Origin of the sequence: Hymenobacter radiodurans, assembly GCF_004355185.1 — a bacterium.
Classification (GTDB): domain Bacteria; phylum Bacteroidota; class Bacteroidia; order Cytophagales; family Hymenobacteraceae; genus Hymenobacter; species Hymenobacter radiodurans.
This window is the reverse complement of record NZ_CP037922.1, coordinates 3,710,548-3,723,581: the sequence shown is the minus strand read 5'-3', so window position 1 is coordinate 3,723,581 and position 13,034 is coordinate 3,710,548. Positions and strand designations below refer to the sequence as shown.

Annotated in this window: 13 protein-coding genes; all 13 read left to right on the top strand. The window is 43.9% G+C overall.

Going from position 1 to position 13,034, the window contains the following annotated elements; genetic code table 11:
• Positions 1-43: 43 nt before the first annotated feature.
• Entirely contained in the window at positions 44-985 is a 942-nt protein-coding gene (locus EPD59_RS17000; protein WP_133273830.1) for a UDP-glucuronic acid decarboxylase family protein, read from the top strand.
• A gap of 9 nt (positions 986-994) precedes the next feature.
• On the top strand, positions 995-1,399 hold the full coding sequence (locus EPD59_RS16995; protein ID WP_133273829.1) for a sugar 3,4-ketoisomerase: 405 nt from the start codon (positions 995-997) through the stop codon (positions 1,397-1,399).
• Positions 1,387-2,328 carry a GNAT family protein gene (locus EPD59_RS16990; RefSeq protein ID WP_133273828.1) on the top strand — a complete coding sequence of 314 codons (942 nt, stop codon included), beginning with the start codon at positions 1,387-1,389 and terminating at the stop codon, positions 2,326-2,328. Before EPD59_RS16995 ends, EPD59_RS16990 begins: the two co-directional genes overlap by 13 nt.
• A gap of 33 nt (positions 2,329-2,361) precedes the next feature.
• Positions 2,362-3,306 (top strand): glycosyltransferase family 2 protein, encoded by a 945-nt coding sequence (locus tag EPD59_RS16985; RefSeq protein ID WP_133273827.1) that lies wholly within the window; start codon positions 2,362-2,364, stop codon positions 3,304-3,306.
• 139 nt (positions 3,307-3,445) lie between these two features.
• Positions 3,446-4,555, top strand: a complete 1,110-nt coding sequence (locus EPD59_RS16980; RefSeq protein WP_133273826.1) for a DegT/DnrJ/EryC1/StrS family aminotransferase — start codon at positions 3,446-3,448, stop codon at positions 4,553-4,555.
• Between the two features lie 211 nt (positions 4,556-4,766).
• Positions 4,767-5,768, top strand: coding sequence for an STELLO glycosyltransferase family protein (locus EPD59_RS16975; protein ID WP_133273825.1), 1,002 nt, complete (start codon positions 4,767-4,769; stop codon positions 5,766-5,768).
• 13 nt (positions 5,769-5,781) lie between these two features.
• Complete coding sequence (locus EPD59_RS16970) at positions 5,782-6,759, top strand: glycosyltransferase (RefSeq protein WP_133273824.1); 978 nt, start codon at positions 5,782-5,784, stop codon at positions 6,757-6,759.
• Positions 6,760-6,830: 71 nt separating this feature from the next.
• Positions 6,831-7,784 carry a GDP-L-fucose synthase gene (fcl, locus tag EPD59_RS16965; RefSeq protein ID WP_133274734.1) on the top strand — a complete coding sequence of 318 codons (954 nt, stop codon included), beginning with the start codon at positions 6,831-6,833 and terminating at the stop codon, positions 7,782-7,784.
• Positions 7,785-7,876: 92 nt separating this feature from the next.
• Positions 7,877-8,767, top strand: a complete 891-nt coding sequence (locus tag EPD59_RS16960; RefSeq protein WP_240731462.1) for an ABC transporter permease — start codon at positions 7,877-7,879, stop codon at positions 8,765-8,767.
• A gap of 46 nt (positions 8,768-8,813) precedes the next feature.
• Positions 8,814-10,097: an ABC transporter ATP-binding protein gene (locus tag EPD59_RS16955; RefSeq protein ID WP_133273823.1), complete on the top strand. Its 1,284-nt coding sequence runs from the start codon at positions 8,814-8,816 to the stop codon at positions 10,095-10,097.
• Entirely contained in the window at positions 10,090-10,989 is a 900-nt protein-coding gene (locus EPD59_RS16950) for an FkbM family methyltransferase (RefSeq protein WP_133273822.1), read from the top strand. Before EPD59_RS16955 ends, EPD59_RS16950 begins: the two co-directional genes overlap by 8 nt.
• A 49-nt stretch (positions 10,990-11,038) precedes the next feature.
• On the top strand, positions 11,039-11,830 hold the full coding sequence (locus EPD59_RS16945) for a glycosyltransferase family 2 protein (protein ID WP_165963645.1): 792 nt from the start codon (positions 11,039-11,041) through the stop codon (positions 11,828-11,830).
• A gap of 26 nt (positions 11,831-11,856) precedes the next feature.
• A complete protein-coding gene (locus tag EPD59_RS16940) occupies positions 11,857-12,993 on the top strand; it encodes a glycosyltransferase family 4 protein (RefSeq protein ID WP_133273820.1) in 1,137 nt (378 codons plus the stop codon).
• Positions 12,994-13,034 lie beyond the last annotated feature (41 nt).

Below are 13,034 nucleotides of genomic sequence, written 5' to 3'. Positions count from 1 at the left end.
ATTCATCAACATACATACCCAAGCACCATATTATTTAGCACGCATGTCTGATAAGAAACGCATACTCATTACTGGCGGTGCCGGATTTTTGGGTTCTCACCTTTGTGATCGATTTTTGGCGGAAGGCTACCATGTTATAGCCATGGATAACCTCATTACGGGTGACTTATCCAACATCGAGCATTTGTTTGGGCAAGAAGCTTTCGAGTTTCACCATCACGATGTGTCCAAGTATGTGTTTGTGCCAGGCAAACTAGATTACATTCTGCATTTTGCCTCCCCCGCTTCACCAATCGACTACCTCAAGATTCCAATCCAAACTTTGAAGGTTGGGTCATTGGGTACGCATAATCTATTAGGACTGGCTCGTGTTAAAAATGCACGCATTCTAATTGCTAGCACGTCAGAGGTGTATGGTGACCCTGAGGTTCATCCACAAGTAGAAGAATACTTCGGTAATGTGAACCCAGTGGGTCCGCGCGGTTGCTACGACGAAGCTAAGCGCTTTCAGGAAGCAATTACTATGGCGTATCATACACATCATGGACTGGAAACGCGTATTATTCGTATTTTCAATACCTATGGCCCTCGCATGCGACTCAATGACGGCCGTGTATTACCAGCGTTCCTCTCACAAGCGCTAAGAGGCGAAAACCTGACTGTGTTTGGCGATGGCTCGCAGACGCGCTCTTTCTGCTATGTCGATGATTTGGTAGAAGGGATTTATCGCTTGCTGCTTTCTGATTACCCACTGCCAGTGAATATTGGTAATCCGTCAGAAATCACGATCAAGGAATTTGGGGAGGAAATTGCAAAGCTGACGGGCGTTGAATTTAAACCAACGTATCAGGCCTTGCCTGAGAATGACCCCATGAAGCGCCGGCCTGATATCACAAAAGCCAAGGAGATTTTGGGTTGGGAGCCGAAAGTTGATCGGGCTGAAGGATTACGCCGGACGCTGGAGTATTTCAAAGACAAGGTTTAGGTCCTGCACATGATGAAGCCTTATTTAATAGAGTTTCCTAAAATAGGAGACTCTACTATTGGGTTTATATCAGTAACAGAACAACTGCGTCCTATTCCTTTTGAGGTAAAACGGACATTCTGGACCTATTACACTCCAGAGAGCATCGTCCGTGGCCGTCACGCGCATCACTTGACCGAACAGGTGCTCGTGGCGGCTGCTGGGCGTATTACCGTGACGACAGAAATGTCGGATGGAACAATTGAAGTGTATCGCTTAGAAGATCCCTATATGGGTCTGTATGTGCCACCAAATGCCTGGCATACAATGCAGTATTCGCATTCAGCTGTGCAATTGGTTTTCGCTTCTCAGCCTTACGACGAGAAAGACTACATACGTGAGTATGAGCAATTTCGCAGAATATGGAAGGCGTAAACCAAGCTTTACTTGCGCAACGAGCTTCAGTATTAGCATTCTATTCGCCCTATATTTTCCTTCGCAACTTAGTTTCCGTTGAGCGCCAACAAGAACTATTTGGGGTTGGCAGAGCAGCAAGGTTTGTTGATGAATCAGCTCATAACAACATTTTTACGCATCGCTCAGGTCAGCTGTTATATAGTGATTTGCCTTGGGACACCCAGTTTTTTGCCGTCCCCACATATAGATTGTTGACAGGGCTCTTCTCTGAGAAAAGCCCCCCAGCGGATCGATTGAAAACTATTAAAGCTTTTGAAAAGCACTTAGCAGCATCCGGGCCCTACTATTGTTTTAGTGAAGTGCCAAGCGAGGATAGCATGCTATTGCAAACGTTGACATCTAGTGGATGGCGGCTAGTTGAAACACGCTTGCTCTTCTATCGTGACAACCTCGAATCATTCAATGAGGAGCGCTATCCGGTACGCCTAGCTAATTCAGAAGACGAAGCACAGATTGCTCGCATATCTGCTGAGAATCGCAATGATTATGATCGGTTTCATGCCGATCCTTGGTTTGGAGCTGAACGTGCCGATGCTTTTTTGGCGCGTTATGCAAGCGCTGCCGTTCGCGGTTATTGCGATGCTGTGCTTGTGCCCGATGAGCCCGGCTTGCCTATTCAATCCTTTCTGGCAATCAGTGATTTAAAAGACGATTCAGCTGCAACAGGGTTCGGCATGTCCAGAGTGGTTCTCACGGCTGTAGGACCTCAAAATCGGGGATGGCACCTGAAGCTTGTAGCTGAAACCATACACCGAGCTCGTGAAAAAGGTGATAAGGCTGTTTTGATGACAACGCAAGCAACTAATCGAGCTGTATTCCGCACGTGCGAAAAATTAGGCTTCAAGCTAGGAGGTAGTAGTCATATCTTATCTTTCCACGGTGATTAAATTGTTAAATAATTACCGTTTTTCTGTCCCTGAATGCCCAAGCTATCTGTCATCGTTCCTTGTTATTACAATGAGGAGAATATTCCGATTACAGTACGAGAATTGGTTGCCAATGAGGCCCGTTTTCCCACTGAAGTCGAATTTGAGTATGTATTTGTAGACGATGGCTCTGGCGACCGTACACTAGAGGTATTATTGGAAGCCCGCGCTCAATACCCCGATCGAATCCGGGTAGTGGAGCTTGCGGGCAATGTGGGGTCATATAACGCTATTGTAGCCGGCATGGCTCACGCAACAGGTGACTGTATGGCTGTTATTACCGCTGATATGCAGGACCCGCCGGAGCTGATGGTGCAAATGTATGGCCACTGGTCAAAGGGTTTTAAGCTAGTCATCGGTAACAGGCAGGACCGGCAGGAAACGGGGTTAGCAAAGACATTTGCCGAGACTTTCCACTGGTTGATGAAGCATTTAGCCCTGAGCAACATACCCGAGGGCGGCTTTGACTTCGTCTTTTTTGACCGTCAGGTAGCCGAAGAGGTGTTAAAGATGCACGAGCGCAACAGCAATGTGTTTTACCTCATGGTGTGGCTGGGATATCCATATGTGAATATCCCGTATGTCCGCCGTAAGCGTGAAGTAGGGAAGTCGCGCTGGACCTTACAGAAAAAGATAAAATTGTTTATTGATTCTCTGCTTGCCTTCTCCTATTTCCCTATTCGAGCCATTTCAGTCGTAGGTCTTTTACTGGGCATAATTGCCCTTCTCTACGGTTTGTACGTTATCGGTCTGAATATTTTTGCCCCCCAAGCGCCCACTGGCTGGACAACCTTAATGGTCGTTGTATTATTTGTGTCGGCTTTTCAAATGATTGCACTAGGAATAATAGGCGAATACGTTTGGCGCGGACTTGATGCCTCTCGCAACCGTCCGTTGTATGTAGTAAAAAACACTTATGAGACCGGTGTTGCGCCCTAAATAGTATTGCAAACGCAATAGCTGTTTTACTCAAATCAATAACCGCTTACTTCGTCTGACAATTTCTTGTTAGGCATCTTATATACTTCGACTACTACAGCGGTTTTAGAGGCTGTTTTCTATTGCAATTCACATCCTGATGAATATTCCATTTCTGTCTTTTTCGCCTCAGCACGACCCCATTCGTGAGGAAATACTTGCTGCAATTGCAGGTGTATACGATAAGCAATGGTATGTTTTAGGCGACCAAGTAAAGGCTTTTGAGGCCGCCTACGCCACGTTTAATGATGTAAAGCACTGCATCGGCGTAGCAAATGGGCTCGATGCATTGCATCTGGCGCTCCTAGCGCTAAATGTTGGGCCAGGTGATGAAGTGCTGGTACCTAGCAACACATACATTGCCACTTGGTTGGCCGTTTCTTTTGTTGGCGCTACACCAGTTCCAGTTGAGCCCAATCCTTTTACTTATAATATTGATCCTAACCGCCTAGAAGCGGCTATAACCCCCAAAACCAAAGGCATAATGCCCGTCCATTTGTACGGCCAAGCATGTGAGATGACTTCCATAATGGAAGTGGCGCAGCGACATGGGCTATGGGTGGTCGAAGATAATGCGCAGGCGCAGGGAGCTACCTGGCAAGGTCAGATGACCGGCAGTTTTGGCAATGTAAATGGTACTAGTTTTTATCCAGGTAAAAACCTTGGGGCTCTCGGTGACGCGGGTGCCGTAACAACGAATGATGAGGTGCTGGGGGGCAAAATTCGCACACTGCGCAATTATGGCTCTCAAAAAAAATACTACAACGAGGTCATAGGCTATAATTCCCGCCTCGATGAGCTGCAGGCGGCTGTATTAAACGTGAAACTGCCATATCTGTACACCTGGACCCAACAACGCCGAACAGTAGCTGCTTTTTATGACCAATACTTGTATGGCTTAGGAGACCTTATTCTACCGGTTACTACAGTAGGAGCATCACATGTGTATCATCTTTATGTAGTGCGTACGGCCCATCGCGACGCACTCCAACGCTATTTGCAGGAACATGGCATTGGTACACTAATTCATTACCCTGTGCCTCCTCATCGTCAACAGGCCTATAGCCACCTGAATATGCAGGAAGGAGTTTGCCCAATTGCTGAGGAATTAGCCCAAACTTCATTGAGTTTGCCAATATGGCCGGGTATGCAAGAGCCAGAGGTAAAAGTAGTAGCCGAAGGCATCGGAGGCTTTTATAAAACCTTGTAAAATCAGCGAGTAGGCTTATCTTACCGGCTTGTACACCAAGCAATATGGGTGAAATACTGAGCTCCTAGACGCTCGCGCTGACTGAACAAAACAGAGTGTGAATAAAAACACTGTACCTTTGCGCCTCAAAATCAGCATTAACTATGAGTTGTTAGCATTATCTGCAGTACTCTGATTCGCCAACTTCTCTCATATAATCTTATTCCAGCTTATGTCTTCGTTGAAGTCTTTCATTGTCATTACATCTATTTTTGCCCCAACGAAGGCAGTAAAAAAATTCGCTACCCTTGCTGACTATCAGCTTGTAGTTGCTGGCGATAAAAAGTCTCCTGCGCACTGGAGCAGTGATAATGTCACCTACTTATCAGTGCAAGAACAGGAGACGATGGGTATGCAGATGTCGGCCAAATTGCCCTACAATCACTATGGACGTAAGATGATGGGCTATCTGCACGCCATGCAACAGGGTGCTCAGGTCATCATTGATACAGACGATGACAACATTCCTTATGAGGGCTGGGAATTTCCAGCAATGGAAGGTGATTTTCTGACCTCAAAGGATAGCAAAGGATTTGTTAATATATACAAGACCTTTACTAAACAGCACATATGGCCGCGTGGCTTACCCTTGGATCTAATTAACTCCAAAGCACACGTATTGCAGGAAGAAGAGCTTCAAAGTGAATCGATAAAAATAGGGGTATGGCAGGGGCTAGCCGATGGTGATCCGGATGTAGATGCTATTTATCGCTTAGTAGATAATACCGAATGCTTCTTCGACGACCATGCACCGGTGGTATTGGCAGAAGGCACACTTTGCCCTTTTAACTCTCAGAATACAGCATTCCGGCAGGAACTTTTCCCTTTACTCTATTTGCCGGCTTACGTCACCTTTCGCTTTACAGATATTCTGCGTGGCCTGGTGGCACAGCCAATCATGTGGCTTTACGGCTACCGTTTAGGTTTTACTAAAGCTACTGTAATTCAAGAGCGCAATCCTCATGATTATGTGAAGGACTTTGAATCAGAGATTCCTTGTTACTTACACCCCAATCGTGTAATTGCTACTGTACAGTCCGCACTGGACCCTAATGCTTCCGTTGGCGATAACCTCTATAAGGCTTACGTAGCCTTGGAGAAGGAAGGGATTGTGCTGCCTAACGAACTCGAACTGCTCAGTCTATGGCTGACGGATGTTAAGTCTCTGACGTAGAAATATAACCTGGATGCAGCAGTTTCCTTCCATCTCCGTCATTATTCCATCCTGGAACCAGGGGCATTTTATCGAGCGGACGTTATTGAGCATTCTTCGGCAGGATTATCCTGGTAAAGTACAGGTCATCGTTTCCGATGGCGGTTCCACTGATTCTACCGTAGATGTACTGCGCAAGTACGATAACCAAATTACATGGTGGTCAGCTCGTGATGAGGGATACGTTGATGCTGTAACGAAAGGCTTAGCCAAGGCCACGGGTGATGTCATCGCTATTCAGAGCAGCGACGACTATTACTTGCCCCATGCATTTCGCCATATGGCGGCGGGCTTTGAACAGCACCCCGAAGCAGGATTTATCTCGGGTGGTGAGTACGCTATAGATCTGGATAATCAGGTAACGTATGCTAACTCATTTACCGGACCAATCACTCCACATAGCATACTCTTTCAGTTCATTCCTCCCCAGCATGCCACATTTGTAAGGCGTGATATGCTGGACAGAGTAGGAGCTATGCGCCGAGAAGTGGATATGTGCGCTGATATTGATTTGTGGTATCGGCTAGCACACCATTCTGCTGGTCAGTCAATTCCTGCGATGCTGGCAGTGTATCAGCTTCACCCTGAGCAGCGCACATCTACATCGCCAAAATGGTATCCCAACCTGGTGAAAATGGTGGAAAGCTGCGAAGCCGATGCAGTTTACGGCCAACGTTTTCATCTTACCAACGTTGAGCGTCGAAACCTGTATGCTTACTGGGAAGTAAACTGGGCCGGCAAGATTGATGCGGCAATCGCCAGACCACTGGCAATGCGTAAGCTGCCTAGATTACTGAGTTACAGTCCTCGCACAAGGCGAGTAATTCTGGGGGCCACCATCAACCCACTCATTAAGAAGATGCTGCCCGGTAGTATGGTTAAACGCCTACAACCCGGAGTTGCTCCAGTGAGCAATGCCCCATTACCTGATCTTGATTGGTGGAGCAAGTAGCTGGCTATCACATGTTCATTTATATTCAGACTTACTGCCTTTTTCGTACTTTATAATTGCGCGAAACCTTAATGGACCAAAACGCCAAAATATATATAGCTGGCCATCGCGGAATGGTTGGTTCAGCTCTAGTTCGTCGCTTGGAAAAGGCTGGCTATAGCAATTTGTTGTTACGCACATCAGCTGAGCTTGATTTGCGCAATCAAGCGGTTGTTGAAGCTTTTTTTGCCGCTGAGAAGCCTGACTACGTCGTGCTCGCCGCTGCGATGGTAGGGGGCATTCACGCCAATAATACCTACCGGGCCGACTTTATCTATAGCAACCTGATGATTCAAAGTAATGTGATTCATCAGAGCCATGTACACGGAGTAAAAAAGCTTTTGTTCTTGGGTTCATCCTGTATTTATCCCAAATTAGCCCCCCAGCCGTTAAAAGAAGAGTCCTTACTTACTGGCGAACTGGAAAGCACCAACGAGCCATACGCCATTGCCAAGATTGCAGGTATTAAGATGTGTGATGCCTACCGCAGTCAGTATGGCAGCCATTTTATTTCGGCTATGCCTACTAATCTGTACGGTCCCCACGACAACTACGATCTGCAGAAGTCACACGTCTTGCCGGCTCTGATTCGCAAGTTTCATGAGGCTAAGCTTCAGGGCGCTGCCGAAGTAGAAGTATGGGGAACCGGTACGCCTCGTCGCGAATTTCTGCACGTGGATGATCTGGCGGATGCCTGCTTCCACCTGCTGCAAACCTATGATGAGCCAGGCCTTGTGAACATCGGTACGGGTGAAGACCTTAGCATTCGTGAGCTAGCAGAACTCGTACAACGCATTGTTGGCTACCAGGGAACAATTCGCTTCAATGCTGAATACCCCGATGGCACGCCCCGCAAACTGATGGATGTGAGCAAGCTAGCCACCAAAGGGTGGCGTTATACCATTGGCTTGGAAGAAGGAATTCACGCTGTATACCAAGACTTTATGCAGCACGAACAAAAGAACATGAACGCAGTATCTGCTTAATGCTCTATTAAACTCTTAATAAGGAGATAATTAGCCTTAGGTAAAATAAGGCTATCAATACACCGTAAACGTTCCGTGATTTAATCAGCGCGATGGAAACAGCAGAAGTGATGAAAGCGCCGAATCCCGTAATCAAAACGGAGGCAGATGACTGGACGGAAATAATTGCCCCCCAGACTCGTCTGCTCGATCTGGGTCTTAAAGATCTCTGGCGCTACCGCGACTTGGTTCTCTTGTTTGTGCGCCGGGATTTTGTGTCAACCTACAAACAGACCATCCTTGGGCCTATCTGGTTTTTTGTTCAGCCCTTGCTGACAACGCTTACCTTCATAATCATCTTTGGCAACGTAGCTAAGCTATCTACTGATGGGCTGCCAATGCTGGTGTTCTACTTGGCTGGTATTACCGTTTGGAATTACTTTTCGCAAAGCCTGACCGCTACGTCCACCGTATTTCGTGATAACGCCCACATTTTTGGTAAGGTCTATTTTCCGCGCCTAACCATGCCATTGTCCATTGTCATCTCTAATCTGGTTCGCTTCGGTATCCAGTTCATCCTGTTTGCTGGGGTTTGGGGGTACTACTTGGTCTTTAGCGACAAGATTCATCCTAACTGGTTAATCGTACTTACCCCACTACTGGTAGTGATTATGGGTGTTCTGTCACTGGGCTTAGGCATGATCTTCAGCGCCCTGACTACCAAATACCGCGATTTAGCTATCCTGCTTACGTTTGGCGTACAGCTGCTCATGTATGCAACTCCCGTAATCTATCCTCTGTCCAGCTTGCCTGCAACTTTCCGTTGGCTGATCATGGCGAACCCTATGACATCCATTGTGGAAACATTCCGATTCGCGTTTTTGGGTTCTGGTACATTTAGTTGGGGTGGTTTAGGCTATAGCTTTCTCATTGCCCTGCTCATGCTCTTCCTCGGCACTATCATCTTCAACAAAGTGCAGAAGAGCTTTACTGATACTGTATAAATAAGGCTGGGGGGCAAAAAAGCTTCTTGGTACCGCTTACTGATTCATGAGTGACATTGCCATAAGAGTAGAAGAGTTAGGGAAGCTGTACCGTCTTGGTGAAATCGGCACGGGCACTATCACCCACGACCTGAACCGCTGGTGGGCACGCCTACGCGGACAGGAGGACCCGTTTGCCAAGATAGGGGAGACCAACGACCGCACAGCTAAAGGCCAGAGCGACTATGTCTGGTCGCTGAAGGATGTAAACTTTGAGGTGAAGCAGGGTGAGGTGCTCGGCATCATTGGCCGTAATGGGGCTGGTAAGTCTACGTTGCTGAAGATTTTATCAAAGGTTACGGCGCCTACAACCGGTCGCATTAAGATAAAGGGCCGAATCGCCTCCTTATTGGAGGTAGGAACCGGCTTTCACCCAGAGCTGACAGGGCGAGAGAATATCTTTCTCAATGGGGCTATTTTGGGTATGAGCAAAGCTGAGATCCGCAGCAAATTCGACGAGATTGTTGACTTCTCTGGAGTAGAACGCTATATCGATACGCCTGTTAAGCGATATAGTAGCGGTATGTATGTACGCTTAGCATTTGCTGTCTCAGCCTTCTTAGAACCAGAAATACTAATAGTAGACGAAGTTCTTGCTGTAGGCGACGCCGAGTTTCAGAAGAAGTGCTTAGGTCGAATGAAGGATGTAAGTGTTAATGATGGGCGTACGGTACTTTTCGTAAGTCATAACATGTCGGCTGTAGCAAATTTATGCACCCGCATTTGTTATTTGGAGAATGGAAATATCATTAAGCAAGGCAATGTTAAAGAATGTATAGATCTGTATTTTAGTAGAAGCACCAATAACCAGCAAACTGAGCTTAAGAAGATATTAAAAAGTGATCCAGATTTTGATTTTTTAGACTTCAAATTAAGTTCTAAAAGAAGCAATGATACTTTTTATACAAGTGACACAATAAGTTTTTATTATGATTATCTAGTTAAAAGAGATATGCATGGGTTAAGAATAGGTTTTGATCTCGTAGATAACATGGATACTGTCATATTTAGGTCTTTTCATGATGATCTAGAAAAAGAAACTAGTTTCTTTGAATTAGGAGCGTATCGAAGCTATGCCGAGATTCCAGCTAATATTTTGGCGGAAGGTGATTACTATATAAAACTGAGAATTGGTGTACATAATGTTAGATGGATTATTCACGATGAAGTCAGTGTGAAAGTGTCAATAGCTAAAGTGGATAGCTTAAACAGTAATTATAATGACAATAGGCCTGGTTTAGTAGCGCCAGTAATAAATTGGGAAACAAAACACCATAATACACATGCGTAAATTTGCATTTAGAGCACTAGGTTTTGCAGTTAGAAAGTTGACTGCAATTAACGATAGTATTACTAAAGATGAAAATGACAAAACAAACTTAGCTCGGGAAAAGCACTGGAATGACAAATTCGGTGATAAAGAGTTTTTTGACCACAGTATAGATTCTAATATTAAAATTAGGCTCTATAGAGACTCTATTTTGTCAAAACTTATATATAATGGTTTTGAGAATGCAGAGTTAGATTTTTTAAGAAATTTTTTACGTGAGGGTGATACTTTTTTTGATATAGGATCAAATATTGGTTTATTTTCATTAGTTGCATCTACTAGAATAGGCGATGAAGGAAAGATTTTTGCTTTTGAGCCTTCTCCCAAAACTTATGCAAGGCTAAAAGAGAATTTAAAAAACAATAATATATCTGACCAATATGTATTTAATATTGGCTTGTCGGATAAGATTGATAAACTGCAATTGAATATATCCGATAATGGATATGATGCATGGAATTCATTTGCTGATTCTAAAGACGGAAAGTTTAGTAAAGTTCAAGAGGTGGATGTTGATACATTAGATAATATAGCAAATCGATACGGAGTAAGGAATATTGATTTAATTAAATTAGATGTTGAGGGCTGGGAGAAGTTTGTATTATATGGAGGTGAACGCACAATGAAGGATAATTCTCCTGTGATTATGGTAGAGTTTACTGAGGAGAATACATTCTCTGCTGGCTACCATGTACAAGAATTATATGATATTCTTGAGGCTTGGGGATATAAGTGGTATCGGTATATAGATAAAAAGTTAGTTTTTGAAAAAAAACAACTTCATTATCCTTACGATAATCTGTTTGCAATAAAAGATATTGATACCGTTAATAAAAGGCTTGCTATTGACTAAAAGTGGTGTCTATTTTTTAGGTGTCAATTTGTATTGATGTAATTATATTGTGCAACCATTAATATCAATAATTCTTCCGACTTACAATAGTGATGCTACATTAAGTATAGCACTTAGTAGTATAGTATCGCAAGTATTTCGGAATTTTGAGGTTGTTATAATCGACGGTCAATCAACTGATAATACTATTGTAACTATAGATGCATATTCTGGTTCGGACTTGAATATTAAGTGGGTGTCTGAGCCTGATAAGGGAATTTATGATGCCATGAATAAAGGAATAAGTTTAGCTAGTGGTAGCTGGCTTTATTTCTTAGGAAGCGATGATTATTTGCATGATGCAAATGTCTTCAAAGACATTGCAGCAATACTATCTAACACAGAAGCTGATTTTGTATATGGTGATGCTATTGTCTCAAGTAATGGACAGAGGCATGATGGCGAGGTAGACTTAATGATTTTGCTTACAAAGCGTAACGTGTGTCATCAAGCCATATTCTATCGGCGAAGTGTATTCAATAAAATTGGGCTTTATAACTTGAAATATCCAGTGGTCGCAGATTGGGACTTTAATATTCGTTGTTTTCAAAATGATGATATTAAAAAGAAATACATTACAAGGGACATAGTCGTGTTTAATAATGTGACGGGAGTGAGCAGCTTGCATCACACAGACCCGTTCTATGATATGGTTCCAGCGACCTATATTAAAGAATTAAATAAAATCAAACAAGAGAGGAATGATATAATATCATCTAGATCCTATAAGATTGGCGAGGCTATTTATGGTCTCCTAAAAAGAACAGGTATTGTAATGCTATTAAATAAATTCAGGAATTAGCTTTAAATAAGCGTAGCAAACCTCGTATGGCAACCATCCTTTTCGTAGGGCATGAAGCAAGTAGAAGCGGAGCTCCTTTTACGCAGTTGCACTTAATGCGATGGATCAAAGAGCATACATCGCACAAAATGGCGCTTGTGCTATTAGAAGGCGGAGGGTTAGTTAGTGAATTTCAGGAATTAGCAGATGTCTGTATAGTAAGTAGCCCTAAGTTTTCACTTCATACTCGAATATGGTCAAAATTGAACCGTATGAGTGGAAGGCAACATGATAATACATTAAATCAAATTGTTGCATACGCTCCTGATGTAATATTTGCTAATTCCCTAGTTGCAATTAACTATGGCATCTTATTAAAAGAAAAAATAGGTGTTAAATTAATTTGCAACATTCATGAGTTAGAATTTGCTATGATTTATGCACCTGCTGGTGGATATATTGATGCCCTCCACAAAGCAGATTTGTTGATGATGGGGTCACATGCAGTCAAAGACTTTTATCTAAATAATTTTTCGGTTGATCCCAGTAAGGTTTCTGTTATATACGATTTTATTGCTGACGAGGACCCTTTACGTGCAGCGCTTGTAGATATACGTGAAGTATATAATATTCCTGCTAGTGCTAAAATAGTGGGAGGTATGGGAAGCCTGCAATGGCGTAAGGGATACGATATCTTCTCTTATGTAGCCCGCGAAGTAATCGAACGTTCCCCAGACACTTATTTTATCTGGGTTGGCGGTAATAAAAGATCCTACGAATATAAGTTGCTTGAGCGCGAGGTAAGATTACTCGGACTAGCACACAGGCTTATTCTGGCTGGAGAGCAAACTGATATTAACAGTTACTATGAGGCCTTTGATGTCTTTTTGCTAACCTCCCGCGAAGACCCTTTCCCCTTAGTGTGCTTGGAATCTGCTTTAGCTAAAACACCCATCATCTGTTTCGAAAATGCAGGAGGCATGCCTGAGTTTGTGCGGGAAGACGCTGGCTATGTAGTAGAGTATGTCAACATTGACCAAATGGCAGAGAAATCCTTAGCGTTGCTCAATGATGAAACTCTTCGTAAGCAAATGGGCGATGTTGGCCGAGAACGTGCACTAAATAACCATACAATTAGCAAGCTAGGGCCTTCTATTCTCAAATTGATTGAAAGCGCTTTGTAGCACACGTCACTTCAATGTTTAAGTATACTGTCTCATATTTG

Excerpts from the sequence above, each read along its gene's own strand:
- EPD59_RS16960 (WP_240731462.1), top strand. The coding sequence starts at position 7,877 with ATGGAAACAGCAGAAGTGATGAAAGCGCCGAATCCCGTAATCAAAACG.
- EPD59_RS16940 (WP_133273820.1), top strand. The coding sequence starts at position 11,857 with ATGGCAACCATCCTTTTCGTAGGGCATGAAGCAAGTAGAAGCGGAGCT.
- EPD59_RS16975 (WP_133273825.1), top strand. The coding sequence starts at position 4,767 with ATGTCTTCGTTGAAGTCTTTCATTGTCATTACATCTATTTTTGCCCCA.
- EPD59_RS16995 (WP_133273829.1), top strand. The coding sequence starts at position 995 with ATGATGAAGCCTTATTTAATAGAGTTTCCTAAAATAGGAGACTCTACT.
- EPD59_RS16990 (WP_133273828.1), top strand. The coding sequence starts at position 1,387 with ATGGAAGGCGTAAACCAAGCTTTACTTGCGCAACGAGCTTCAGTATTA.
- EPD59_RS16950 (WP_133273822.1), top strand. The coding sequence starts at position 10,090 with ATGCGTAAATTTGCATTTAGAGCACTAGGTTTTGCAGTTAGAAAGTTG.
- EPD59_RS16955 (WP_133273823.1), top strand. The coding sequence starts at position 8,814 with ATGAGTGACATTGCCATAAGAGTAGAAGAGTTAGGGAAGCTGTACCGT.
- EPD59_RS16985 (WP_133273827.1), top strand. The coding sequence starts at position 2,362 with ATGCCCAAGCTATCTGTCATCGTTCCTTGTTATTACAATGAGGAGAAT.
- EPD59_RS16970 (WP_133273824.1), top strand. The coding sequence starts at position 5,782 with ATGCAGCAGTTTCCTTCCATCTCCGTCATTATTCCATCCTGGAACCAG.
- EPD59_RS17000 (WP_133273830.1), top strand. The coding sequence starts at position 44 with ATGTCTGATAAGAAACGCATACTCATTACTGGCGGTGCCGGATTTTTG.
- fcl (WP_133274734.1), top strand. The coding sequence starts at position 6,831 with ATGGACCAAAACGCCAAAATATATATAGCTGGCCATCGCGGAATGGTT.
- EPD59_RS16980 (WP_133273826.1), top strand. The coding sequence starts at position 3,446 with ATGAATATTCCATTTCTGTCTTTTTCGCCTCAGCACGACCCCATTCGT.